The organism is Maricaulis sp., from assembly GCF_039978735.1.
In the GTDB taxonomy this organism is placed as follows: Bacteria; Pseudomonadota; Alphaproteobacteria; order Caulobacterales; family Maricaulaceae; genus Maricaulis.
Window position 1 is genome coordinate 26,204 of the sequence record NZ_JBDWAS010000021.1, and the last position, 24,860, is coordinate 51,063.

The 24,860-nt window shown below is 65.7% G+C and carries 18 protein-coding genes; 9 read left to right on the plus strand and 9 right to left on the minus strand.

Annotated features, from left to right (window positions below):
- Positions 1-73: 73 nt before the first annotated feature.
- Positions 74-1,288 carry an N-acetylmuramoyl-L-alanine amidase gene (locus tag ABJO18_RS06310; RefSeq protein WP_348515798.1) on the minus strand — a complete coding sequence of 405 codons (1,215 nt, stop codon included), beginning with the start codon at positions 1,286-1,288 and terminating at the stop codon, positions 74-76.
- Positions 1,289-1,777: 489 nt separating this feature from the next.
- Between ABJO18_RS06310 and ABJO18_RS06315 the strand changes: the two genes are divergently transcribed.
- The 4 genes from ABJO18_RS06315 (at position 1,778) to ABJO18_RS06330 (ending at position 7,754) form a co-directional block, all read left to right on the plus strand.
- On the plus strand, positions 1,778-4,450 hold the full coding sequence (locus ABJO18_RS06315; protein WP_348509017.1) for an Rne/Rng family ribonuclease: 2,673 nt from the start codon (positions 1,778-1,780) through the stop codon (positions 4,448-4,450).
- A gap of 180 nt (positions 4,451-4,630) precedes the next feature.
- Complete coding sequence (locus ABJO18_RS06320; RefSeq protein WP_348509016.1) at positions 4,631-6,001, plus strand: M48 family metalloprotease; 1,371 nt, start codon at positions 4,631-4,633, stop codon at positions 5,999-6,001.
- 14 nt (positions 6,002-6,015) lie between these two features.
- Complete coding sequence (locus tag ABJO18_RS06325) at positions 6,016-7,194, plus strand: GNAT family N-acetyltransferase (protein ID WP_348509015.1); 1,179 nt, start codon at positions 6,016-6,018, stop codon at positions 7,192-7,194.
- Between the two features lie 122 nt (positions 7,195-7,316).
- On the plus strand, positions 7,317-7,754 hold the full coding sequence (locus tag ABJO18_RS06330; RefSeq protein WP_348509014.1) for an HIT family protein: 438 nt from the start codon (positions 7,317-7,319) through the stop codon (positions 7,752-7,754).
- Here ABJO18_RS06330 and ABJO18_RS06335 read toward each other — a convergent pair.
- From ABJO18_RS06335 to ABJO18_RS06355, 5 genes are all read right to left on the minus strand, one after another.
- The gene (locus ABJO18_RS06335) at positions 7,751-7,972 is read right to left on the minus strand and encodes a hypothetical protein (protein ID WP_348509013.1); all 222 of its coding nucleotides are present in this window, start codon (positions 7,970-7,972) and stop codon (positions 7,751-7,753) included. The genes ABJO18_RS06330 and ABJO18_RS06335 overlap by 4 nt on opposite strands.
- Before the next feature lie 107 nt (positions 7,973-8,079).
- Positions 8,080-8,493 carry a hypothetical protein gene (locus ABJO18_RS06340; RefSeq protein ID WP_348509012.1) on the minus strand — a complete coding sequence of 138 codons (414 nt, stop codon included), beginning with the start codon at positions 8,491-8,493 and terminating at the stop codon, positions 8,080-8,082.
- 97 nt (positions 8,494-8,590) lie between these two features.
- The gene (recQ, locus tag ABJO18_RS06345) at positions 8,591-10,387 is read right to left on the minus strand and encodes a DNA helicase RecQ (RefSeq protein ID WP_348509011.1); all 1,797 of its coding nucleotides are present in this window, start codon (positions 10,385-10,387) and stop codon (positions 8,591-8,593) included.
- A 44-nt stretch (positions 10,388-10,431) separates the two neighbouring features.
- Positions 10,432-11,670: a PDZ domain-containing protein gene (locus tag ABJO18_RS06350; protein ID WP_348509010.1), complete on the minus strand. Its 1,239-nt coding sequence runs from the start codon at positions 11,668-11,670 to the stop codon at positions 10,432-10,434.
- Between the two features lie 103 nt (positions 11,671-11,773).
- Entirely contained in the window at positions 11,774-12,598 is an 825-nt protein-coding gene (locus ABJO18_RS06355) for a DUF2306 domain-containing protein (RefSeq protein ID WP_348509009.1), read from the minus strand.
- A gap of 182 nt (positions 12,599-12,780) precedes the next feature.
- On the opposite strand from ABJO18_RS06355, the gene ABJO18_RS06360 reads away from it, so the two are divergent.
- A complete protein-coding gene (locus ABJO18_RS06360) occupies positions 12,781-13,860 on the plus strand; it encodes a helix-turn-helix domain-containing protein (protein WP_348509008.1) in 1,080 nt (359 codons plus the stop codon).
- Between the two features lie 63 nt (positions 13,861-13,923).
- Here the strand turns inward: ABJO18_RS06360 and clpA are convergent, their stop codons facing one another.
- From clpA to phaP, 3 genes are all read right to left on the minus strand, one after another.
- The gene (clpA, locus tag ABJO18_RS06365) at positions 13,924-16,230 is read right to left on the minus strand and encodes an ATP-dependent Clp protease ATP-binding subunit ClpA (RefSeq protein ID WP_348509007.1); all 2,307 of its coding nucleotides are present in this window, start codon (positions 16,228-16,230) and stop codon (positions 13,924-13,926) included.
- A 4-nt stretch (positions 16,231-16,234) separates the two neighbouring features.
- The gene (gene clpS, locus ABJO18_RS06370) at positions 16,235-16,564 is read right to left on the minus strand and encodes an ATP-dependent Clp protease adapter ClpS (protein ID WP_271188218.1); all 330 of its coding nucleotides are present in this window, start codon (positions 16,562-16,564) and stop codon (positions 16,235-16,237) included.
- A 411-nt stretch (positions 16,565-16,975) separates the two neighbouring features.
- Positions 16,976-17,644 carry a TIGR01841 family phasin gene (gene phaP, locus ABJO18_RS06375; protein ID WP_348515799.1) on the minus strand — a complete coding sequence of 223 codons (669 nt, stop codon included), beginning with the start codon at positions 17,642-17,644 and terminating at the stop codon, positions 16,976-16,978.
- A 160-nt stretch (positions 17,645-17,804) separates the two neighbouring features.
- On the opposite strand from phaP, the gene ABJO18_RS06380 reads away from it, so the two are divergent.
- The 4 genes from ABJO18_RS06380 to ABJO18_RS06395 all read left to right on the plus strand — a co-directional run bounded on the left by ABJO18_RS06380 (position 17,805) and on the right by ABJO18_RS06395 (position 24,837).
- A complete protein-coding gene (locus ABJO18_RS06380; protein ID WP_348515800.1) occupies positions 17,805-19,121 on the plus strand; it encodes a D-alanyl-D-alanine carboxypeptidase in 1,317 nt (438 codons plus the stop codon).
- Positions 19,122-19,259: 138 nt separating this feature from the next.
- The gene (topA, locus tag ABJO18_RS06385) at positions 19,260-21,884 is read left to right on the plus strand and encodes a type I DNA topoisomerase (protein ID WP_348335738.1); all 2,625 of its coding nucleotides are present in this window, start codon (positions 19,260-19,262) and stop codon (positions 21,882-21,884) included.
- A gap of 5 nt (positions 21,885-21,889) precedes the next feature.
- Complete coding sequence (rnr, locus tag ABJO18_RS06390) at positions 21,890-24,160, plus strand: ribonuclease R (protein WP_348335737.1); 2,271 nt, start codon at positions 21,890-21,892, stop codon at positions 24,158-24,160.
- Positions 24,157-24,837 (plus strand): NUDIX domain-containing protein, encoded by a 681-nt coding sequence (locus ABJO18_RS06395; protein WP_348335736.1) that lies wholly within the window; start codon positions 24,157-24,159, stop codon positions 24,835-24,837. The genes rnr and ABJO18_RS06395 overlap by 4 nt, the downstream gene beginning before the upstream one ends.
- Positions 24,838-24,860 lie beyond the last annotated feature (23 nt).

A 24,860-nucleotide genomic window follows, 5' to 3' on the forward strand; every position in this document is an offset into this window, starting at 1 on the left:
CATCGTGACCGTCGGCACGATACCCAAAACCACGGCCGCATTATGGCCGCCTGCGGCTCTCGATCATAGGGGGTTACCGCGTCCGGGCGGCAACCGTGTCACTGCCGGCGAACAGCACATCGTCGCCGCGCTGGGCAAAATAGCTGTCGATGCCGCGAACCACCGCCGACATCTGTGTCCGCCGGGCGCTGGCCGAGGTGAGATTGCTCTCGTCCGTCGCATTGGTCAGGAAGCCCATTTCCAGCAGGACGGCCGGCACACGCGGGTCCAGCAGGACGAAGAGATTCGCCTGGCGGTGCGGATTGGCCAGCAGCGGGCCGGCCGAGCCGAGATTCTGCAGCAGGACTTCGGCGAAGGCCGAGGACTGGTTGCGCTTCTCGCGCAGCTCCAGCTCGACGAGGATATTGTTCACATCGATCTGCATCGTGTGATCGGCATCCTGGCGGGCGCGCTGGCGGGCCCGGTTCTCGGCCGTGTCGTTGAGCGTGTAAACCGCCGCACCGCGAACACCGGAATTGCCCGACGAATCCGCGTGCAGCGAAATGAACAGGTCCGCGCGGACATCCGCCATCACAGCAACGCGCTCGCCCCAGGACGGATAGACATCGCGCTCGCGGGTCATAAAGACCTCGTAGCGCCCCGTCGCCTCCAGCTGGCGGCGCAACTCGCGCGCAGCTTCCAGGGTGACATCGCTCTCATGCGTGCCCGACCGGCCGATGGAGCCCGGATCGTGGCCGCCATGACCGGCGTCCACCACGATCACGCGGCGCTCGCGCTCCGGCGGCACATAGACCGCCTCGACACGCTCCGCGATCAGGGAATCGAGGCTTTCGGCCCGGGTATGGGAAAAACCGGAGGACGACTCGAAGGTTTCCGCGGTGACGCGTTCGACATCGATCACCAGGCGGTGATTGCCGCCGGGATCGCTCGGGTCGAGCGCGAACTGGTCGACGATGACCGCGGGGTGCTCCAGTTCGAACACGACGCGCGAGCTGGACGTGGAGTTGTTGAAAAAGCGGAAGGTATCGACGAGGCCGTGCCCCATGCCCTCGCCCGTCGTCAGTCCGGACACGGACCAGCGCATGTCGGGCATGTCGACAACGAGACGGTCGGAAAACCCGTCCAGGGTGAAGGCGCGGAAATCGGCAGGTTCGGCCGTTTCGATCACGACGCGGGTGCGTTCGCCATCGACGCCAAAGCGCACATCACGGATTTCCTGGTCCGCAAGGCTTGCGCCCGCGAAGCTCAGAAGGCCCGCAATGGCCGATACAAACAAACGAATTCGCATTTCCACACCATCGTCGCTACCGTGATTCCCAAACGGCTTTTTTGCCAGACTAGGATGCGGAGCTTGACGTTTCGTTGATGCCCCCCGAAGAAATTTCCTGCAAGTACGGGACGGCGACAAACACTTTTCTTCGTGTCTGGAATGTTGCATGTTGCCAACGCCTTGGCGACCTCGCGTTTTTTATTCGCGGATCGGGCCGCCGGGCAAGGCCGGCCAAGCCTCCAGGGCCGCCGGAATCACTATCGCCGTTCCGGATCTCTTGAAGACCGGAGCCCCGACCGCCGCGCCCGACGCCCTCACAGCAGGCCGGGAGGCGCACATGGTAACTGCCGATGCGCGAGGAGCGCCTGATGCAACGTCGATCGCCAGTGTTTTTGAGATCGACGACGACAGGCAGCCCCCCGTCCATCACACCCCCGCCGCCGCCGACGATTTCCACCGTTCCACCGGAACGGCCCGTCCTGCAGGCGTGCGCAGGAGAGACTTTTAATGTCCAAGAAAATGCTGATCGACGCAGGTCATCGCGAAGAGACCCGCGTCGTTGTCGTAGACGGTTCCAAAGTTGAGGATTTCGATTTCGAGGCGGAAGCCCGCCGGCCCATTCGCGGCAACATCTACCTCGCAAAGGTCACGCGCGTAGAGCCGTCGCTGCAGGCGGCTTTCGTCGAGTATGGCGGCAATCGCCACGGCTTCCTGGCCTTCAACGAAATCCATCCCGACTACTACCAGATCCCCTATGAGGATCGTGTCGCCCTTGCCGAGGAAGAAGCCTCCGCCGCGCGCGAGGAGGACGAGGAACCGCATGTCGAGGACGCCGCGGCTTCCGACGAGGCCGAGGATGGCGAGGACGCGCCGGAAGCGCCGGAAACCATCGGCGACGATTCCGAGGACGATGTCGACGACGCCCAAGCAGCCCGCCGCCGCCGGCAGATGTTCCGCAAGTACAAGATCCAGGAAGTCATCAAGCGGCGCCAGATCCTGCTGGTCCAGGTCGCCAAGGAAGAGCGCGGCAACAAGGGCGCGGCGCTGACGACCTACCTCTCGCTGGCCGGACGCTACTGCGTGCTGATGCCGAATACGCCGCGCGGCGGCGGCATTTCCCGCAAGATTTCCAATGCGGCCGACCGCAAGCGCCTGAAATCCGTGGTGAACGAGCTCGACCTGCCCAAGGGCGTCGGCCTGATCATCCGCACGGCCGGTGCCAGCCGCACCAAGACCGAGATCAAGCGCGATGCCGACTATCTCGTCCGCCTGTGGGAGAATATCCGCGAGCTGACGCTGAAGTCCGTCGCGCCGGCGCTGATCTATGAGGAAGGCAATCTGGTCAAGCGTGCCATCCGCGATCTCTACGACAAGGAGATCGACAGCGTGCTGGTCGAGGGCGAGGAGGCCTACAAGGAGGCCAAGGCCTTCATGCGGATGCTGATGCCTTCTCACGCCAAGAAGGTGCAGCACTACAAGGAGACCGTGCCGCTCTTCCTGCAGCACCAGGTCGAGGCGCAGCTGGAGGCGATCTACTCGCCGATCGCGCCGCTCAAGTCCGGTGGCTATATCGTCATCAATCCGACCGAGGCCCTGGTCTCCATCGACGTCAATTCGGGCCGCTCCACGCGCGAGCGGAATATCGAGGCGACGGCGCTGAAGACCAATATGGAAGCCGCTGCCGAGGCGGCCCGCCAGATGCGCCTGCGCGACCTGGCCGGTCTCATCGTGATCGATTTCATCGACATGGATGAGAACAAGAATAACCGGGCCGTCGAAAAGAAGATGAAGGACGTGCTCAAGCGCGACCGGGCCCGCCTGCAGGTCGGCCGCATCTCGCAATTCGGCCTGATGGAAATCTCGCGCCAGCGACGGCGGACCAGCCTGCTGGAAGGTTCGACTGTCCCCTGTCCGACCTGCCGTGGCTCGGGTCATCTGCGCTCGACGGAATCGAGTGCCCTCGTCGCCCTGCGCGGCCTGGAGCGCGAGGCCACGCGCGGCAAGGCCAAGCGCGTGCGCATCTCGCTGCCGACCGACGTCGCCATCTACATCCTGAACGACAAACGCGATCACCTGCTGGCGATCGAGCAACGCTTCGCCATTCGCATCGCCGTGGCCGCCGACGACACGATCATGGCGCCGGAATTCACCATCGAGGCGCTGGAAAGCCGCGAGCCGGGCGACGAATTGCCCGTCGCACCGCTCTCCGTCGAGTCGATCGAGGAGATCGATATTCCCGATCCGGTGGAAATCGAGGACGAGGACGAGGCCGAGGAGAGCCGCGAAGGCTCCAGCCGCCGGCGCCGCCGCCGTCGCCGCCGCAAGCCGGGTTCCGGCGAGGATACGTCCAGCGCAATGGATGTCATCAAGGTCGAGGATGGCGATACGGCCGAGGCTGCCGATACCGGTTCTGACGAAGACGGCACCGAAGACGGTGACGATCAGCCGCGCAAGCGCCGCCGTCGCGGCCGCCGTGGCGGTCGTGGCCGCCGCCGCAATGCCGAAGGGCAAAACGATGAGCAGACCGCTGACGGCGAGGTCATCGAGGGCGAAGCCCGCGAAGTGATCGAAGACGCTCCGGCCCAGGAAGCCGAGATCGTCGCCGAACCTGTCGCAGACGCCGAGACCGCCGAGGAACCGGCTGCGGAAGAAAAGCCCAAGCCGAAACGCCGAACCCGCCGCAAGAAGACGGATGAGGCCGATGCAGCCGCCGACGTGGCCCCTGCCGCGGAAGCCGTCCAGGCCGAGGCGCCGGAAGCCGCCGAAGCTCCGGCTGCCGAGGACGAGAAGCCCAAGCGCCGGACGCGCCGCCCGCGCAAGAAGGCGGCCGATGCCGAGGCGGCACCAACTGAAGAGGCACAGACGGAAGAGGCCCAGGCCGAAACACCGGCCGAACCGGCTGCAGAGCCGGTAGCGGAAGAGAAGCCCAAGCCGAAACGCCGGGCACCGCGCCGCAAGAAGGCCGAACCGGAAACCCCGCCGGCAACCGAGGCCGAGGCTCCGGCCGAGGACGCCGCCACGGAAGAACCGGCTCCGGAACCGACTGCGGAACCGAGCCCGGAACCGGAAGCCCAGCCCGAGCCGGCCGCTGCCGATGCGGGCGGCAAGGCCGACGCCAAGGCTGACGACAAGCCCAAGCGCCGTGGCTGGTGGAACCGGACCGGCCTGTTCGGCAACTGATCGCAGACCGGCCCGGCCTCTCTCGCGCACAGCGAGGCCGGGCCGGCTGCCTTCTTGGCACATCGGCTTGCACGCGAGCTTGCGCAGCGGGCCGGCGCGCCTAAATCACCGGGTAGCGCATGGGGATGGCGCTGCTATCATGCAGACATGAAAAGGCGGGGGCCGAGTAGTGGAGGCAGGATGTCCGTCCTGAAGACCATCGCCGCAGCTGTCAGTCTTGCCGTGACCGCCCAATCGGCAGGCTGGGCACAGTCGCTGATCCGCGATACCGAGATCGAGCATGTCATGCGCGGATATGCCGACCCGATCATCGAGGCCGCCGGCCTCAATGTGAACGATGTCGATTTCTATCTGGTCGCCGATCCGGAGATCAACGCCTTCGTGACCGGTGGCCAGAACATCTTCATGCACACCGGCATGATCGTGCAAGCCGACACACCCAACCAGCTCAAGGGCGTCATCGCCCACGAAACCGGCCACATCACCGGCGCCCACCTGGCGCGCTCCGGCGACGCCATGTCCGCCGCACGAACGCCCATGTTCGTCAGCCTCGGTCTCGGCGTCCTGGCCGCACTGGCCGGTGAAGGCGGCGCTGCCGGTGCCCTGATGGCGTCGAGCCAGCAATTCGGCGCCCTGTCCTACCTCACCTATTCCCGCGCCCAGGAAGCCAGCGCCGACCAGGCCGCGCTTCAGTTCCTGGAAGCCGCCGGCGAGAATCCGGAAGGCCTTGTCGGCTTCTTCGAACGCTTCCGCTACCAGGAAGTGATGTCCCAGGCCCGGCGCTTCCCCTATTTCCGCTCGCACCCGCTGTCGTCGGACCGGATCCAGTCGCTGCGCCGCGGCGTGGCCGCCTCGCCTTATCACGGTCAACCGGACTCCCCTGAAGACATCGCGGAACTGCGCCGCATCCAGGCCAAGATCTACGGCTTTCTCGTAGATCCCGAATATGTCTTCTACCGCTACCCCGAGAGCGACACCTCCCTGCCGGCGCGCTATGCCCGGGCCGTCGCCTATTATCATGATGCCCGTCTGGAGCGCGCGGTCGAGGAGATCGAGAGCCTGCTCGCGGAAGAACCAGACAATCCCTATTTCCACGAGCTTCACGGCCAGATGCTGTTCGAGAGCGGCCATCCCGAAGAGGCCATCGCGCCGCACCGGCGTTCGGTAGAGCTTGAACCGACCGCCCCGCTGCTGCGGGTCAATCTGGCGATTGCCATGATCGCAACCGAGAACCCGGACTATCGCGAAGAGGCGGCCCAGCACCTGCGTGTTGCGCTCGACATCGAGCCGGACAACGCCTTCGCCTGGTACCAGCTGTCCATCCTGCATGACCGTAATGGCGACACTGCCCTCGCCCAGCTGGCCGTTGCGGAACAGGCGTTTGCCGTCGGCGACCGGATGCGGGCCTACCAGTTCGCCATGCGCGCCCGGGAAGGCCTCGATCAGGGAACCCCCTCCTGGTTCCGCGCTTCGGAGATCCAGGCCGTTTCCCAACCGACCGAGGACGATCTGCGCGAAATGCGCCGCCGTGAACGTCAGCGGATGAACTGACGGACTGCCGGGCCGTGACACCGCCTCCCGCCGATGACGACCGGTCCACGCCGGAGCTGACCCTGCGTTCGGTCCCCGGACTGGCCGGGATCGAGCCGGCCGCCTGGGACGCCGTCGCCAATCCGCCGGGCGCAGAATACGACCCGTTCATCAGCTGGGACTTCCTTGAAGCGCTCGAGGCCAGCGGCTGTGTCGGCGAAGAGGCTGGCTGGCTGCCGCGCCACCTCATTGTCGAGGACGCTTCGGGCCAGCTGCGCGGGGCCTTGCCGCTTTACCTGAAAACCCATTCCATGGGCGAATACGTCTTCGACCATGGCTGGGCTGACGCCTATGAACGCGCCGGCGGACAGTATTTCCCGAAACTGCTGACCGCGGTGCCCTTCTCACCGGTGACCGGACGGCGGCTCCTGTCCGGCGATGCCGGCATCCGCCGCGCATTGGCGTCCGCCGCCATCCAGACCGTGCAGCAATGGGGCCTGTCCGGCTGGCATGTGAATTTTCCGGGCGGGGAGGAGTGGAAGGAGCTGGCGGATTACGGCCTGCTGCAGCGCCTCGACCGCCAGTATATCTGGTCCAATCGCGGCTATGCCGACTATGACGCCTTCCTCGCCGACCTCTCCTCGCGCAAGCGCAAGGCCCTGCGCAAGGAGCGGCGCGAGGCACAGGCCGGCATCGAGATCGAGCACCTCTCCGGTGACGCGCTGCGGCCGGAACACTGGGATGTCTTCTTCGCCTGCTATCAGGAGACCGGCTCGCGCAAATGGGGCTATCCCTATCTCAACCGCGCCTTTTTTGACCTGCTGCACCGGCGCATGGCCGACCGGGTGATCCTGGTGATGGCCAGGAAGGGCGGACGCTATATCGCCAGCGCGCTGAATCTCGTCGGCTCCAACGCCCTTTACGGCCGCTACTGGGGACGCTTGGACGACCACCCCTTCCTGCATTTCGAACTGTGCTACCACCAGGCCATCGACATCGCGATCGCGCGCGGGCTCGATCGCGTGGAGGCCGGGGCCCAGGGCGAACACAAGCTGGCGCGCGGCTACCGGCCCCGCCCGGTCTATTCCGCGCACCATATCGAGAATGAAGGCTTCCGCGATGCCGTTGCCGACTTCCTCGTCCGCGAACGGGACGCCGTGGAGACGGATATCGCATTGCAGGATGCGGAGAGCCCGTTCAGGCGTCAGCGCTGACAAAGACCGCGCCTGCCCGGACATTTGCAGCAGCGTGCCACTTTCAACCCGCGCCTGAAGCCGTCATCATCGGCTCCTGCGCCGATCCGGCGGATACAAGCTGCGATTCCGAGGAGAGTTTCATGAGCCTCACTGGCCCTTACGATCCGGACAATATCTTCGCGAAAATCCTGAAGGGCGAGATGCCGTGCGTGAAAGTCTATGAGGACGAGCATGTGATCTCGTTCATGGACATTTTTCCACAAGCCCCGGGGCATACGCTCGTCGTGCCGCGCGAGCCGGTGCGCAATGCGCTGGAGATGACGGACGGGGCCCTGCAGGCGACCATCGTGCGGGTCAAGCGGATCGCCAATGCGGTGAAGTCTGCTCTCCAGCCGGACGGGATCGTGATCACCCAGTTCAATGGCGCGCCGGCCGGACAGACCATCTTTCACGTCCACTTCCACATCATTCCGCGCATGGACGGTGTGGCCCTGGGTGCGCATGGCGGCGGCCAGGCAGACATGGACGAGCTGAAGGTGCAGGCCGAAAAGATCGCCGCGGCGATCGAAAAGCCCTAGACGATCCCGCGCGAAGCGGGGCCGGTCTGGCCATAGGCGGCGTTCGATACGTCGTGCGCTTGGGCCTGTGGCTGCATCGCGTCGCGCTCTTCCAGCCACATCAGCAGGGCCTGCTCCAGAATGGCGCTGAACCCGTGCGGGCCGACATGGCGGGCAGCCCGGCGCACGAGTGCGTCAGGCAGATCGACGGAAAGAGTACGCTTTGTGACAGGTGGCATGATCGTGTCCTGAAGGCCGGGGAGAACAAGCGGGACACCGCATAGAATATGCGCATCTTTTTTCAGGCAGCGTGTCCGTCGTCACGCGCAATTTCCTGCAGGCACGTTCAACGCAACCGCCCCTCGGACACGAGGACCACGAGCAGGGCGATGATCATGCCCTGCAGCGTGAAGGAAAACACCGTCCAGGCATCAACCGCGACCATGTTCGAGAACACGACATTGCCAGCCATGATCACCCATTCCGCCCGGTCGAGCACGAAGGACAGGATGAAGGCCGGCAGGGCCCACCAGCGCCGTTTCCACACCAGACCCAGGACCACGGCATTCAGGATCACATGGGAGAAGAACAGGACTTCCTGCGTGGCGGTCAGCGATGACACGAAGGTCCGCGCCGCATCGGTATCCGCCCACAGGCCCAGCCGGGCCGAGATGTCGTGCACAGCCCAGTAGCCCGCATAGATCACCTGAATGGCGACCAGGCTCAAAAGGGCAAGATAGGGCAGTCCAGACCGGCGCATGTCCATTCCTCGGCGTAAGCCTGATTGAGGCCATGAAACGGCGGAACTGTCACCCGCACATACCTCGCAAAGGGAGCGGCTGACTGCAATTAAACCCTCAGCTGCGCCCGGCGATCACCTCGAGAAAGGCCGCGCCGTATTCGCCCAGCTTCTTCGGTCCCACACCCTTGACCAGACCGAGATCGTCGATCGTTGCCGGCTTCAGACGGCACATCTCGATGAGGGTGGCATCGGCGAACACGACATAGGCCGGCACATTGCGCTCGGCGGCGAGCGTCTTGCGCAGGCCTTTCAGCTCCGCCAGCAGGCCGGCATCGATATCCGCGTCATCGGGCAGTGCCGACATCTTCTGACGCCGCTTTTCCTGCCGCGAGAGGGTGATCTCGCGAATTTCCAGACGCTCGCGCCCTTTCAGCACCGCATCGCCTGACGGCGTCAGCTTCAGCGCCCCGAAGCCCTCGATGTCGAGTTCGAGGAAACCGCCCGCCAGGCATTGCCGCACCAGGCCCTGCCAGAAGGGTTTGGGGCGGTCGGCGCCGACGCCCCAGGTCGGCAGCTGGTCATGCCCGCGCTCGCGGATCTTTTCGGTATCGGCTCCGCGCACCACATCGATGACATGGGCCGCACCGAAACGCTGCCCGGTCCGCACGATGGCCGACATCAGGATCTGCGCCTCGCGCGTGCCGTCGACAAGCTTGGGCGGATCGACACAGACATCGCAATTGCCGCAGGGCTTGCCGCCCGTCTCGCCGAAATAGGCCAGCAGCGCGAGCCGGCGGCAGCGCGTTGCCTCGCAATAGGCCAGGAGCGCATCCAGACGCTTGTGCTCGCGCCGCTTGTGGGCGTCGTCCTCGCCATCCTGATCGATGAATTGCCGCCGCATGCGCGCATCCGACAGGCCGAAGAACATCATCGCCTCTGCCGGCCGCCCGTCCCGGCCCGCGCGGCCGATTTCCTGATAATACGCCTCCATCGAGCCCGGCATGGCGAGGTGAACGACATAGCGGATATCCGGCTTGTCGATCCCCATGCCGAAAGCGATCGTCGCCACCATCACCACGGCGTTCTCGGCCATGAAGATTTCCTGGTTCTCGCGCCGCACGGCTGCGTCCAGGCCGGCATGATAGGGCAAGGCGCGATAGCCTTCGGCGACGAGCACCTCGGCGATCGCTTCGGTATCCTTGCGCGACAGGCAGTAGACGATTCCGGACACGTCGCGCCGGTCCTTCAGATAGTCCAGCAATTGCGCCCTGGCTTTCGCCTTCGGTTCGACACCCAGGAAGAGGTTGGGCCGGTCGAAACCGTGCACCACGATCTCCCCGCCCCCGCCGAACAGCTTGGCGGCGATATCCTCCCGCGTCGCCGCATCCGCCGTCGCGGTGAAGGCGGCCAGCCGGGCGCCGGGGAAACGGGTCCGCAGGGCTGTGAGCTGTTCGTATTCCGGCCGGAAACTGGCGCCCCATTTGGAAATACAGTGCGCCTCGTCAACCACGAAGAGCGCCGGCGCGACGGGCTCCAGCGCCGCCAGCATGCGTCCGGTCATCAGACGCTCGGGCGACAGGTAGAGCAGCTTGATCTCGCCGTCCTGGAAACGCCGCCAGTCCTCGACATTATCCTCCCGCGTGCGGCCGGAATGGATCGCCGCCGCCGCGACGCCGTTTGCCTTCAGCGCGGCCACCTGATCGTCCATCAGCGCGGTGAGTGGCGAGACCACGATGGTCGGCCCGTCCAGCAACAGGGCCGGCACCTGGTAGCACAGCGACTTGCCCGCTCCGGTCGGCATGACGCACAGGGTGGGCGTGCCCTCGAGGATATGATCGACAATACCGGCCTGGCCGGGCCGGAACGCATCGAAGCCGAAGACGGATTGCAGGATGGAGCGCGGATCGGACATACGGGCATCCCTCCCGACCTGCCCGCATCCGTCAAGCCACCCGGTCAGCCTTCGTTCAGCCAGTCCACAGCCGCGGCCAGGCCCGGGTCGTCATTTGCATCGCCGGCAAAACCGGGCCCGGTGCGCAGGGGCGGCTCAAAAGCCTCGCGCGGCGTTCCGTCGACATGCGACAGGCGCTCGAAGGGCAGTTTGAAAATCCAGCCCGTCTCCTCAAGCCGGTAATCGCCGATCGCACCCAGCAGCCCTGCCATCGGCGAGCCCATCACGCCGACACCCAGCGCATCGAACCCGACCGCCATCCCCTCGCCCATGCTGCCGGTCCAGCGGCCGACCAGAACGACCGCCCGACGCTCCCCGGCGAAAACAGGCTGGCGTGGCGAAACCTCCTCGATCCAGGACCGCGGCACACCGGTCTCCCGCGCCTCGACCGGAAGGGCGTGACGCTGATACGGCACCACGGCGTCGGTGAAATGCCCCAGGACGGCCCGCGCCACGCTGGTATTGCCGCCCGACGGCGTCTCGCGCAGATCGATGATGAAGCGCGTTCCCACGGGCGCGTCCGAAACGGCAGCGTCGAACGCTGCAATCGTCGCGGCATCGCCCAGACTGTCATTGAAGACGATATGGCGCAGCTGTGGCGCGATGTCCTGAACCGAAAGAGGACCGTCCGGCCGCTCGATCCCACGGGTGTAGAGACCGTCGACCTCGACCGTGATGGCCTGGCCGTCGCGCTGCACCGTCAGATGCCGCGCGCCCTGTCGCGGTCCGGCAGCCAGCACCCGCGCGGCATAGCCCGCACAGGTCTCGCCCCGAGGTGGTTCGCCATCCCAGAAAGCCTCCACGGCATCCCCGGTCGAAACGCCACCGATTGCGACAAGGTCATCCCCGGGCAACAGTCCGGCTGTTGCTGCCGGACTGCCGCGCCGGACCTGGGTGATGCGGAAATTGCCGTCCGCCTCTTCCACCCACAGATCGGTGAAGCTGGGCACCAGCGCGGCGGAATCCGGCGAGGACGGGCCGGTGATCGCGTGATGATCGCACAGGCGATGCAGCGCCGTCTCGGCAAAGCCGAGCAGCGCGCGCCGGGTCTCGATCTGCCCGATCGCATCGCGAAGGCCGGCGTGATGATCCGCCCACCCCTCCGGCACGCGTTCCGGATAGGCATAATTGTGCTCGATCAGGTCCAGCATGGCTGCTGCATCGGCCTGCAGACCGTCAGCGGTCTGGGCCAGGGCGCTGCAGGGCAAGGCGACGGAGAGGAACAGAGCAGACAGGACACGCATGACGGACACCACAGAGAACGGCCGGAATCGGCCCCGGTGACCCGAGTTTACATCCTGCACGCCGGTTCGCTGCGGTATCCGCAGCGCTCGCGTCCCTCCCCCGTCACACGTGCGGGCTCCACATCACCATCCAGGCGCCGAACACGCCCAGCGCGGTCAGGCCCGCCGCCGCCAGCATCACCGCGGCCATGCCCAGCTTCACCGGCACGGCGCGGCTGTCGCAGGCGCGCAGATAGAGTTCCAGGACCGCCCAGGGCAAAAGGAAGCAGGCATAGGCCAGTGCGTAGTCCGTCGGCCCGTTCATGCGCTCGCCGATCCCGGCCCCGCCCGTCGTGATCCCCCAGGCCATATAGCCGACCCGCAGATACCAGACGCCGCTGACGAAGATGAACAGCCGCATCGCCCAGCGCCGGTGCCGGTCGATCTGGCGGCGGCGGATGAAGTGCAGCGCAAAGGCCGCGGCGACCAGGATCAGGATGCCGTCGATTGTCGTGGCCAGGCCCGTCACGTCGTTCAGGCGGGTGCCCCGCCCCCAGATCAGGACGATACCGCCCACCGCCATGAAAACGCTGACAGCGAGAAAGGTCCGCCCCATCCAGCGATGCAGGACAGGCACGCGCTGGCGCAGTTGCGGGATGAGCTGCAGCGTGCCGCCCAGCGTGATCACCGCCGCCAGCAGGACATGGCTGATGAAGCCCAGATTGCCCGGCAGATCGCCCTCGATGAAGCCGTGGAAGAGCCCGATCTCGTCCCAGCGCTCCCACGCCCCCGACAGGGTCGGTGGCATATAGGCGGCCAGGATGTAGTAGACGAACAGCCACTGGCCCGCGATGACGGCCAGGAACCAGAGCGCGCCGGAGCTTTTCAACAGGCGCTGGGCAAGCGGAATGGATGGCAGGCGCACAACGGGCGCAACGGTTTCGGACATGACAAATCCCTTGAGTACACGGCGCCGCGAGACACCCGGATATGCGGGATTGAGGGCGGCGCGATGCCACTTGTCTTGCCGATTTGGAAATCGGCTATACTGACGCATCCCTTGTGCAGGTTTGATCGGCGCCCCTGGCACGCCGCATGCTTGCAGCGACACGGACAGGCGGGAGTCGGGACATGCTGGAAATCGCGGGAGCCATAAAGCTGGCGGTAGCCGGTCTCGCCCTGACCTGGATCATCGCCATCGCCGCCATGCCCAAGCGCACGCCCCTGCACCTGACCTGGGCGGTCTTCTGCACCGGTCTGACGGCGGTGATGCTCCGCGAGGTGTTCGGCGACGCGCTCGGTCCGGCGACACCGCTGGTCATCATTGCCGGGTGCGGCACCTGCAGCGTCTTCTGGCTGGTTGCCCGGGGCCTGTTCAGAACCCGTGCGGTCATCGGTCCCGTCGAGCTGCTGCTGGTCGCAGGCATTTTCGCACCGACCGTGATCGACCAGGCTGTGCTGAGCCCCATCGTACCGGACGCGGTGAGGCGCATCTATTTCCCGGCCGTGGCCGACGGGCTGGACGGGTTCCAGACCCTGTTGAGCTCGACCGTGCTGATGCTCGCCTTCTGGGAGGGGCTGCGCGGCTGGTCCGGCGGACTGGCCAGAAACGAGAAGCGCATGCGCCTGCTCTACCTGTCGACCTTCGGCCTGTGCGTGTCGACCTGTGTGATGCTGCTGGATCATGGCAGTGCGCCGCTGCCCGCCGAGCTGATGGCCGGAATCCAGGCCGCCTGCGCCCTGGCGATCCTGATCGTGATGAGCGTCGCCATCCGCTATCGCGCCACGCATCCGCTCACGGCGGAAGCACCGGCCCGCGCGGCCGGTCCGGCCAGCGCGGACGAGCGCGCCCTGGGCCGCCGGATCCGGGATGCACTGACGTCCGAGCAGCTCTATCTCGACCCGGAGCTGAAAGTCGCCGGCCTCGCCCGTAGGCTGCGCGAACCGGACTACCGGATCAGCCGGGCCATCACGGCCGGGCTGGGCGAGCCGAACTTCAACCGCCTGGTCAATCGCTACCGGATCGAGCACGCCATGGCGCAATTGCACGCACCTGACAGTGCGGACCTGTCGATCCTGGAAATCGCCCTCGACAGCGGTTTCGCCTCGATCGGCCCCTTCAACCGGGCCTTCAAGGAGATGACCGGCCAGACGCCGCGCGCGTTCAGGGCTGCCGGCCGCAGCACCCTCACCGGGCTGGCTGCAGAATAGCGCCCCAAACGAAAAACGGCGCCCCGCGGGGCGCCGTTTCCGTGTCAGCGATAGAGAGAGGGATCAGACCTCTTCCTTCTTGCTCTTCTTGGCGTTGCGCGGCAGCAGCCGGTCGCCGGGCGTGATGTGGAAGTCGAGCCGGTCAGCATCGGCCGGGTCGATATCGACCTTCACCAGACCGCCCTTCTTCAGCTCGCCGAACAGGATCTGGTCGGCCAGCGGCTTCTTGATGTGCTCCTGGATGACCCGGGCCAGCGGACGGGCACCGAAGCGGCTGTCATAGCCACGCTCGGACAGCCAGGCCGTCGCTTCCGGCGTCAGCTCGAAGGTCACGCCGCGATCGATCAGCTGGGCTTCCAGCTGCAGGACGAACTTCTCGACGACGCGGCCGATCGTGTCGCTGGACAGCGGCGCGAACGGAATGACGGCGTCCAGACGGTTGCGGAATTCCGGCGTGAACAGGCGTTCCACCGCGGCATCGGCCTCGTCCGTCTTCTTGGCGGCATTGAAACCGATCGACTCTTTTTGCGCGTCGGCGGCGCCCGCATTCGTGGTCATCACCAGGATGACATTGCGGAAGTCCACCTTCTTGCCGTTCGAGTCGGTCAGCGTGCCATTGTCCATCACCTGCAGGAGGATGTTGAACAGGTCCGGGTGCGCCTTCTCGATCTCGTCGAGCAGCAGCACCGAGTGCGGATGCTGGTCGACAGCATCGGTCAGGAGACCGCCCTGGTCGAAACCGACATAGCCCGGAGGCGCGCCGATCAGCCGCGAAACGGCGTGACGCTCCATGTATTCGGACATGTCGAACCGGTGCAGTTCGACACCCATGATGTCGGCCAGCTGCTTGGTCACCTCGGTCTTGCCGACGCCCGTGGGGCCGGAGAAGAGGTAGCAGCCGATCGGCTTGTTGGGCTCGCGCAGGCCGGCGCGGGACAGCTTGATCGCCGTTGCCAGCTTCTCGATCGCCGCGTCCTGGCCGAACACGACATGGCTCAGATCGGTCTCCAGATTCTTCAGCGACTGCTCGTCATCCTTGGACACCGTCTTCGGCGGGATGCGGGCCATGGTCGCGACCACGGCTTCGACTTCCTTCACGCCGATCGTCTTCTTGCGCTTGGACACGGGTTGCAGGCGCATCTGGGCACCGGCCTCGTCGATCACGTCGATCGCCTTGTCCGGCAGTTTGCGGTCGCCCATGTAGCGCGAGGACAGTTCCACGGCCGATTTCAGCGCCTCATTGGTGAAGCGCACATCGTGGAAGTCCTCGAAATAGGACTTCAGGCCCTGCAGGATCTTGATGGCGTCGGGCACGGACGGTTCGGACACGTCGATCTTCTGGAAGCGCCGCGCCAGGGCCCGGTCCTTCTCGAAGTGCTGACGGTATTCCTTGTAGGTCGTCGAGCCCATGCAGCGCAGGCCGCCCGACTGAAGCGCCGGCTTTAAGAGGTTGGAGGCATCCATGGCGCCGCCGGAGGTTGCGCCCGCACCGATCACGGTGTGGATCTCGTCGATGAACAGGACGGCATTGTCCTTGTCCTCGAGCTCCTTGACGACCTGTTTCACGCGCTCCTCGAAATCGCCGCGATAGCGGGTCCCCGCCAAGAGCGAGCCCATGTCCAGCGAATAGATCGTTGCACCGGCGAGCACGTCGGGAACCTCGTTCTCGACGATCTTGCGGGCAATGCCTTCGGCGATGGCCGTCTTGCCGACGCCGGGATCGCCGACGAGCAACGGATTGTTCTTGCGGCGGCGCACCAGGACCTGGATGCAGCGTTCCACCTCGGCGTCGCGGCCGATCAGCGGATCCACCCCGCCCTTGCGCGCCTTGTCATTGAGGTTGACGCAATAGGCGGTCAGCGCATCGCCGTCCTTCTGGGCCTCCTCGGCCTCTTCGGTACCGCGCACGGCACGCTCTTCCGAGGCGCCCGGCTTGCGGCCGATACCGTGGGAGATGAAGTTCACCGCGTCGTAGCGCGTCATGTCGCGCTCGGCGAGGAAATAGGCCGCATGGCTCTCGCGTTCGGCAAACAGGGCGACCAGAACATTGGCACCCGTCACTTCCTCGCGTCCGGCATTCTGGACGTGGATAACGGCGCGCTGGATCACGCGCTGGAAGCCGGCCGTCGGCTTGGCGTCCTCGTCATCATCGACGACCAGTTCGGACAATTCATTGTCGACGTATTCGGTCAGGGTGGCGCGAAGCTCATCCAGATCGACATCGCACGCCTTCATCACGGCGCTGGCGTCCTGATCGTCCACGAGCGCGAGGAGAAGGTGCTCCAGGGTGGCAAATTCATGCCCACGCTCATTGGCGTAGCCCAGAGCGCGGTGCAGGCTGTCTTCGAGATCTGAAGAGAATGAGGGCACCACTCTATTCCTTTTCCATTGTGCACTGGAGCGGGTGTTGGGCCCGCCGTGCGGCGTCCATGACCTGGGCTACCTTGGTTTCGGCAACCTCGTACGTGTACACGCCGCACATACCGACCCCGTTCTGATGTACATGCAGCATGATTCTCGCTGCATCCTCGGGCGATTTTCGGAATATCCGGACGAGAACCTCGACCACGAATTCCATCGGCGTGTAGTCGTCATTTAGTAAGAGGACACGGTAAAGCGAAGGTTTCTTGGTCGCCGGGCGCGTCTTCGTGGCAAGCCCTGTGCCCTCTTCTTCGCCCGCATCTTCATGATTTCGTTCGGTCATATTTTAATCGTACTCGGTTATTCATCGCGGCCCCGAATGCAGTTCGGGGCGTCCGGTGGCACAAGACGCTCGACGCGGCCGGGACCGCGTACCGGACGAAAAGATAGCACGGCGGCCAATTTCTTTCTTCCCGTTTCGTCCGCGAGGACATAAGAAGAAGGCCCCTCAATTTACAGGGGAGCCACCGGTTCGTTATCAGGCCCGGTCGGGGAGGACAGGCCTCCGGCACCCGGAAAACCGGGGTCGAGGCTACAGGGCGCGAACCCGTGTACGCAAGCCATGGCTGGCGTTCCGCCCCAAGAATAACGGCTTTCCAGCCGCTCTATCCACAGGCGGGATGACCCGAAAAAAAATGGGCCCGGTGAAGATCACCGGGCCCAGTCGGGGAGGAAAACTTGATTCGCCGGAGCGTCAGCGCTGGGCTTGCGCGAGTTCCACGGCGGCCGAGACGCGTGCGTTGAGCGGCTTCAGCGTGTCCTTGAAAACGTCCGAGAACAGGTCGGTCGTCTTGTTCAGCTCGGCGAGGTAGTTGTCCATCGCCGTCTTGGTGAACTGGGACTGGATCTCGAAGATCTCCTGGACCGACTTCGCCGAAGCGAACGCCTTCGTCGCGGTGACGCTGTCTTCCATGAAGGACTTGGCGTAGGTCACGGCATTGGTGTTGGCCGTTTCGAAGCCCTTGCCGGCGACCGTGGCGGACGCGATCATCGCGTCGACGGTTTCCTTGTGGAAATTGCTCGCCTCGGTGACGGACTTCAGGGTCTTCTCGAAACCTTCCTTGAGCGCTTCATTGCTCGCGGTGGTCATGCTTTCGATGGTCTGGTTCATGGGATTGCTCGCTTTCGTGCGGGCTGCCGCCTGGGGGGCCGGCTTGGCAGCTTTCTTGACCTTGGCGGGCTTGGATTTCGGCGCCGCCGGCTTGCCGACCGTCTTTTTCGGCGCTGCGGCTTTCGCCGGAGCCGCCTTGGAAGACGCCTTGACCGCTTTCACCGTCTCCGGCGCTGCCTTGGGCGCAGCCGGGGCGTCCGCTTGAGCAGCGGAAGCTTTGGTGCCGGTCGTCTGGATCTTGTCGTCGGTCATGGTTCAAACTTTGTGTTGCGACCGCTCTTCGCAGTCGCAGCAAACATAGGCCGCGCACCCGGTATCGTCAAGGGATTTTTGTGCGCCGCACAAAAATATCGTAATTCCTGATGAGACGGGCTTAACCAGCTGGAAACGGCCTTGCGAGACAGTGCGGGCCATGGTTACCGCACGCCGCCTCTTCCTGAGCCTCCTGGCCCTGGCCGCCCTGCTGCTGGCCACGCCGGACAACGCCCATGCCGACACGTCGCGCTATGCCGCCTTCGTGGTCGATGAAAACTCGGGCGTCGTGCTGCATTCACGCCGCTCGGAAGCCGCGCGCTATCCCGCCTCGCTAACCAAGATGATGACGCTCTACATGCTGTTCGACGCCATCGAACAGGGCGAGATCGGGCTGAACGACCAGATCCGCGTATCCGCCAATGCCGCCAATGCGGTGCCCTCCCGGCTCGGCTTTTCGGCCGGTGACACGATCAGTGTGGAAGACGCGATCGGCGCGCTTGTGGTGAAAAGCGCCAATGATGTCGCCGTTGCCGTCGGCGAGCGCCTGGGCGGTGGCGAGAGCCGGTTTGCCGAGATGATGACGCAGACGGCGCGCGAGCTGGGGCTGGAAAACACGACTTTCCGCAATGCCTCCGGCCTGCCCGACCGGCGCCAGACCACGACCGCCCGCGACATGGCCCGCCTGGCTGTCGCCCTGCACCGCGATTTCCCGGACTATTTCGAGTATTTCAACACCGAGAGCTTCCGCTGGAATGGCCGCACCTACCGCAATCACAATACGCTGGTCGGCCGCGTCGAGGGCGTTGACGGTCTCAAGACCGGCTATATCCGCGCCTCCGGCTTCAATGTCGTCGTCTCGGCCGAGCGCGGCGAGCACCGTCTCGTCGCCGTCGTGATGGGCGGGCCCAGTGCCGCCTCCCGCGATGCGCATGCCGAAGAGCTGATCGAGGCCGCCTTTGCCACCCTGGAGCAGCGCGAGGATACGCGCCTGTTCGCCGCCCTCTCCTCGCCGCGCATCTCGCCGATGCGTCAACAGGAGCTGATCGCCATCGATGTTGCCGCGCTTCATCTCGCCGCCCCGACCGAAGTCGGTTCCGGCCAGACCGCCCCGCCGGTCCAGGTCGTGCTGGCCGACGAGGACGAGCTGCAGGCCCCCGTCGCACAGCCGGCTGTGGCTCAGCAGGCTGCGCCCGCCCGCATGGCTGAAGCCGAGCCGGACCTCCTGCGCGGCGCCTGGTCGGTGCAGGTCGGTGCCTATAATTCCGCCGATGCCGCGCACCAGCAATTGCAGCGCGTCACCGGTTTCTCGCTGGCGCTCAATGCCGCCCAGCCTGCAGCCCGCGCCGTCGATGTTGCCGGCGACCGCCTGTGGCGGGCCCGTTTCGAGGCCCTGACCGAGACCGAGGCGCGCCGCGCCTGCAGCGATCTCTCCGCCCGCAGCCAGGCCTGTTTCACGGTCGCTCCGGGCCGCTGACCCTTCCCTTTCAACGCCCGTCCTGTGCGGCGGGCTGGAATCTTTGCGTCGGTTGACACAACCTGTCGGCTCGAACACTTTCGCGCGCCTTGGCTGCCGCCCGGCGGCCCACAGCCTTATGTCTGGACGCAAATGCCGATGAATGTCGTCGTCGTAGAATCCCCGGCCAAAGCCAAAACAATCAATAAATACCTCGGGTCGGACTACACGGTTCTGGCGAGTTTCGGCCATGTGCGCGACCTGCCGCCCAAGGACGGTTCGGTGAAGCCGGACGAGGATTTCGCGATGGCCTGGGAGATCGACACCCAGTCCGCCAAACGCGTCAAGGCGATCGCCGACGCCGTGAAGGAAGCCGACCGCCTGATCCTCGCAACCGACCCGGATCGCGAAGGCGAGGCCATTTCCTGGCACCTGCTGGAAGCGCTGCAGAAGCGCCGCGTGCTGAAGGATGTCACGATCGAACGCGTGGCCTTCAACGCCATCACCAAACAGGCCGTCCAGGAAGCGATGCGCCATCCGCGCGCCGTCGATATGGAACTGGTGAATGCCTATCTGGCCCGCCGCGCGCTGGACTATCTGGTCGGCTTCACCCTGTCGCCGGTGCTGTGGCGCAAACTGCCGGGCTCGCGCTCGGCCGGCCGTGTGCAGTCGGTCGCCCTGCGCCTGATCTGCGACCGCGAGCTGGATATCGAGAAATTCCGCGCCGAGGAATACTGGACCATCGATGCCGATGTGACGGCCGGGTCCGATCCTTTCCGCGCCAAGCTGGTGACGCTGGGCGGCAAGAAGCTGCAGAAGCTGTCGATCCAGGATCGCGCCAGCGCCAATGCCGCCGTCGAGGCGATCAAGGCGGCCAGCCTGTCGATCACCGGCGTCGAGGCCAAGCCGGCCAAGCGCAACCCGCCGCCGCCCTTCACCACCTCGACCCTGCAGCAGGAAGCCGCGCGCAAGCTGGGCTTCTCGGCGACCCGCACCATGCAGACCGCCCAGAAGCTCTATGAGGGCGTCAATATCGGCGGCGAGACGACCGGTCTCATCACCTATATGCGGACCGACGGCGTCTCCATGGTGCCCGAGGCGATCAGCCAGGCCCGCGACGTCATCGGCAAGGAGCATGGCTCGCTCTACGTGCCGGCCTCGCCGCGCATGTATGCCACCAAGGCCAAGAACGCCCAGGAGGCGCACGAGGCGATCCGCCCGACCTCCTTTGCCCGCCTGCCCGAGAGCCTCAGTCTCGACCAGGACATGGCGCGCCTCTACCAGCTGATCTGGCGCCGCGCCGTGGCCAGCCAGATGGAAAGCGCCCGTTTCGAGCGCACCACGATCGACATCACCAGCGCCGACGAAAAGACCGGGCTGCGCGCGGTCGGCTCGGTGCTGATGTTCGACGGCTTCCTGACGCTCTACCAGGAAGGCCGCGACGACGAGGAAGACGAAGGCGAGAACCGCCTGCCGAAAGTCCAGCAGGGTTCGGCGGCCGATATCGCCAAGACCTATGCCGACCAGCACTTCACCCAGCCGCCGCCGCGCTTCACCGAAGCCTCGCTGGTCAAGCGGATGGAAGAGCTGGGCATCGGCCGCCCGTCGACCTATGCCTCGACGCTGCAGGTGCTGCGCGACCGCGACTATGTCCGCATGGACAAGAACCGTTTCCACCCGCTCGACAAGGGCCGCGTGGTCACGGCCTTCCTGGAGAATTTCTTCAAGCGCTATGTGGAATATGATTTCACCGCCGCGCTGGAGACCCAGCTGGACAAGGTGTCGGCCGGCGAGCTCGACTGGAAACAGCTGCTGCGCGATTTCTGGACCGAGTTCCGCGCCGCCGTCGACGATATCGGCGATCTGCGCATCGGCGCCGTGCTGGATGCGCTGAACGAGGCCCTGGCCCCGCACATCTTCCCGGAAAAGGAAGACGGCAGCGATCCCCGCCTCTGCCCCTCCTGCAATGAAGGCACACTGTCGCTGCGCCTGGGCAAGTTCGGTGCCTTCCTGGGCTGCTCGAACTATCCGGACTGCAAGTTCACGCGCCAGATGGGCGAACAGGATGCCGAACCCGCGATCGAGGGCGATGGCGAGATCTGCATCCACCCGGAAACCGGCAAGCCGGTCGTCATGAAGGACGGGCGTTTCGGCATCTATCTGGAGATGGAGATCGAGGGCGAGGACAAGCCCAAGCGCGCCTCCATTCCCAAGGGCTGGGATCCCAAGGAGCTGACCCCGGACCAGGCGATCAAGCTGATCGACCTGCCGCGCACGGTGGGCGAACACCCCGATGACGGCCAGCCGATCACGGCGGCGATCGGCCGCTACGGTCCCTATGTTCATCACGACAAGACCTACGCCAATCTGCCCACCGTCGATGAAGTCTTCGAGATCGGCCTCAACCGCGCAGTCTCGGTGATCGCCGACAAGCGCGCCAATGGCGGCCGCCGCGGCGCCCCGGCCACGGCGCTGAAGGATCTGGGCGAGCATGACGGCAAGCCGATCAAGATCATGTCCGGCCGCTATGGCCCCTATGTGAAGTACGAGAAGATCAACGCCACCTTGCCCAAGGGCACCGAGCCGGACGATGTGACGCTGGAAGCGGCCATCAAGCTGGTCGAGGAAAAAGCCGCCAAGGGCGGCAAGAAGAAAGCGCCCGCCAAAAAGGCCGCAGCCAAGAAGGCACCGGCAAAAAAGAAGGCGCCCGCGAAAAAGACGACAGCCGCAGCCAAGAAGCCGGCCGCCAAGAAGACCGCCACCAAGAAGACCAAGGCGGAGTAGAGCGGATGGCCGGCGACACGCATAACGAAGCCGGCTCCCTGCGCGAGGCGGTGATCGAAGCCATCAAGCTGGGCGAAGGCGCGTTCGGCAAGCGCGAGATCGCGCGGGCGCTCAAGCTGAAGGGCACTGATGCCAAGCGCGATCTGAAGGACGCGCTGGCAGCACTGGAAGCAGACGGCGCCATCAAGCGCACCGCCTCCAAGACCTATGCCCTGGCCGGCGCCCTGCCCTCGGTCACCGTGGTCGAGATCACCGATCGCGACAATGACGGCGAATTGCTGGCCGAACCGGTACGTCCCGATCGCGACGCCCCGCCGATCCGCCTGGCACCCGGCGAAGGGGCCGGCGGCAAGGGCGAGCCGGCGCTGGGCATCGGCGACAAGGCGCTGGTGCGCCTGACACCGGACAATGAGGGCGGCTATGAAGCCCGCCTGATCAAGCGTCTGGGCCAGAGCGCCCACAAGCTTCTGTGCGTGCTGCGCAAGCCGAAATCCGGCCCGATGCGCCTCCTGCCCGTCGACCGCCGCTCGCGCCATGAACTCGTGCCGGCCCGCGGCGAAGCCGAGAAGGCCAGTGATGGCGACCTCGTCCTGTGCCAGCTGGTCAAGGAACGCCGTCACGGCCTCAAGACGGCGCAGATCGTGGAAGTCGTCGGCGATGCCAGCGCGCCCGGCGCCGGCAGCCTGATCGCGCTCTATTCCCACGGCGTGCCCCAGGGCTTTTCCGAAGCCGAGCAGCGCGAGGCCGACACGGTCAAGGCCGCCACGATGGCCGGCCGCGAGGATATCCGCAACCTGCCCCTGATCACCATCGACCCGGAAGACGCCAAGGACCATGACGATGCCGTCTGGGCGGCACCGGACGCGGATCCCAAGAATGCCGGCGGCTGGCAGGTCATCGTCGCGATTGCCGACGTCGCCGCCTATGTCACGCCGGGCGGTGCGCTCGACCGCGGTGCCTTCAAGCGTGGCAATTCGGTCTATCTTCCCGACCGTGTCGTGCCGATGCTGCCGGAACGCCTGTCCAACGATCTGTGCTCGCTGCGCGAGAATGAGGAACGGCCCTGCCTGGCCGTGCGCATGATTTTCGACAAGCACGGCAACAAGCGCGCCCACCGCTTCCTGCGCGGCTGGATGAAGTCCGCCGCCAAGCTGGCCTATCAGGAGGCCCAGGATGCGATCGACGGCAAGGGCGGCGACAAGGCCGGCCCGCTGCTGGAGGAGGTCCTGAAACCGCTCTGGGGCGCCTATTTCTCGGTCCGCGAAGCGCGCCAGCGCCGCGAACCGCTGGAGATCGACGCGCCGGAACGCCGGGTCCGTGTCGGACCGGACGGCAAGGTCGCCGGCGTGGAAACCCGCGAACGCTTCGACGCTCACAAGCTGATCGAGGAGTTCATGATCCAGGCCAATGTCTGTGCGGCCGAAAGCCTGGAAGACAAGCGCACGCCGCTGATCTACCGCGTCCACCAGGAACCCTCGAAGGAGAAGATCGACAATCTTGCCGGCTTCCTGCCGACGGTGGGCCTGAAATGGACCCGCGGCGAGCGCGTCGTCACCGGACGCTTCAACACGCTGCTCGCCCAGGCCAAGTCCTCCGAACACTACGAGACGATCAACGAGGTCGTGCTGCGCAGCCAGTCGCAGGCGGTGTACGACACCGAGAACCAGGGCCATTTCGGTCTCAATCTCGACCGCTACGCCCACTTCACCTCGCCGATCCGGCGCTATGCCGACCTGACGGTACACCGCGCCCTGATCCGCGCCCTCAATCTGGGTGCGGACGGCCAGACCGACGAGGAACGCTCGCGCCTGACCGTGATCGCCGAGGAAATCACCCATTCGGAACGCCGCGCCATGGCGGCCGAACGCGATGCGGTCGACCGTTTCATCGCGCTCTACCTGGCCGACAAGGTCGGTGGCGAGTTCGACGGCCGGATTACCGGCGTGACCCGTTTCGGCGCCTTTGTGCGCCTCAACGAGACCGGCGCCGACGGCCTGGTGCCGATCAGCCGTCTCGGCGACGAGCGTTTCGAGCATGACGAGGCCGCCCACGCCCTGGTCGGCCTGCAGACCGGCAGCCGCTATCGCCTGGGCATGCCGGTCACGGTGCGGATCGAAGAGGCCCAGCCGGTCACCGGCGGCCTCTTGCTCGACATCCTCACCCCGGCCGAAAAAGGCCCCGTGCCCAAGGGCCGGCGCCGCCAGCATGGCGGACCGCCCGGCGGGCGCCGTTCCGGCCGTCCCTGGAAACAGGGCCGCAAGGGCAAGCGCAAATGAGCGACGAAAACCGGCGCAGCGATGTTCCGCCGATGCGGCCACGCCTGGCCGCCTCGCTCATCCTGACGCGCGGCCGCGGCGAGCGTGCCGAGGTGCTGATGGGACGGCGCTCCTCGCGCCATGTCTTCATGCCCAACAAATACGTCTTTCCCGGCGGCCGGGTCGACCGCGCCGACGGCACGGCGCCCTTTGCCCGCGATCTCGACCGCGGCGTGATGGACATCATGCAGCGCTTTTTGCCCGAACGCCGGGCGCGCGCGGCCGCGGCCGCTGCCGTGCGGGAAACCGCCGAGGAGACAGGCCTGCTGATCGCCCGCGAAGGGGCCTGCCGCTCGCGCCACGCCAACTGGGCGCCCTTCCGCCAGCACGGCGTGGTGCCCGACCTGGCGCCCCTGTCGCTGATCACCCGCGCCATCACCCCGCCGGGGCGCACCCGCCGTTTTGACACCTGGTTCTTCACGGCCGATGCCGCCGCCCTGCATGGCGACCGTCCGCCCAAGCCGAGCTCCGAGCTGGAAGACGTGCAATGGGTGCCACTCGCCGAGGCCCGCGATCTCGACCTGCCCAGCGTGACGCATTTCGTGCTGGACGAGCTGGTCCGCGTACAACCGCCCCGCCCCGAACCACCCCGCCACATCCGCGACCGCCGCGGCAAGATGTGGGTCGAACCGCTCTAGAAGGCCGCTCCCGCGGCCGCCCC

Bases quoted from the DNA above. Each gene is read 5' to 3' on its own strand.
- ABJO18_RS06360 (WP_348509008.1), top strand. From the start codon at position 12,781: ATGCTGGAAATCGCGGGAGCCATAAAGCTGGCGGTAGCCGGTCTCGCC.
- ABJO18_RS06340 (WP_348509012.1), bottom strand. From the start codon at position 8,493: ATGCGCCGGTCTGGACTGCCCTATCTTGCCCTTTTGAGCCTGGTCGCC.
- ABJO18_RS06320 (WP_348509016.1), top strand. From the start codon at position 4,631: ATGTCCGTCCTGAAGACCATCGCCGCAGCTGTCAGTCTTGCCGTGACC.
- topA (WP_348335738.1), top strand. From the start codon at position 19,260: ATGAATGTCGTCGTCGTAGAATCCCCGGCCAAAGCCAAAACAATCAAT.
- recQ (WP_348509011.1), bottom strand. From the start codon at position 10,387: ATGTCCGATCCGCGCTCCATCCTGCAATCCGTCTTCGGCTTCGATGCG.
- ABJO18_RS06350 (WP_348509010.1), bottom strand. From the start codon at position 11,670: ATGCGTGTCCTGTCTGCTCTGTTCCTCTCCGTCGCCTTGCCCTGCAGC.
- ABJO18_RS06310 (WP_348515798.1), bottom strand. From the start codon at position 1,288: ATGCGAATTCGTTTGTTTGTATCGGCCATTGCGGGCCTTCTGAGCTTC.
- ABJO18_RS06380 (WP_348515800.1), top strand. From the start codon at position 17,805: ATGGTTACCGCACGCCGCCTCTTCCTGAGCCTCCTGGCCCTGGCCGCC.
- clpS (WP_271188218.1), bottom strand. From the start codon at position 16,564: ATGACCGAACGAAATCATGAAGATGCGGGCGAAGAAGAGGGCACAGGG.
- ABJO18_RS06335 (WP_348509013.1), bottom strand. From the start codon at position 7,972: ATGCCACCTGTCACAAAGCGTACTCTTTCCGTCGATCTGCCTGACGCA.
- ABJO18_RS06355 (WP_348509009.1), bottom strand. From the start codon at position 12,598: ATGTCCGAAACCGTTGCGCCCGTTGTGCGCCTGCCATCCATTCCGCTT.
- rnr (WP_348335737.1), top strand. From the start codon at position 21,890: ATGGCCGGCGACACGCATAACGAAGCCGGCTCCCTGCGCGAGGCGGTG.
- ABJO18_RS06395 (WP_348335736.1), top strand. From the start codon at position 24,157: ATGAGCGACGAAAACCGGCGCAGCGATGTTCCGCCGATGCGGCCACGC.
- ABJO18_RS06330 (WP_348509014.1), top strand. From the start codon at position 7,317: ATGAGCCTCACTGGCCCTTACGATCCGGACAATATCTTCGCGAAAATC.
- ABJO18_RS06315 (WP_348509017.1), top strand. From the start codon at position 1,778: ATGTCCAAGAAAATGCTGATCGACGCAGGTCATCGCGAAGAGACCCGC.
- phaP (WP_348515799.1), bottom strand. From the start codon at position 17,644: ATGACCGACGACAAGATCCAGACGACCGGCACCAAAGCTTCCGCTGCT.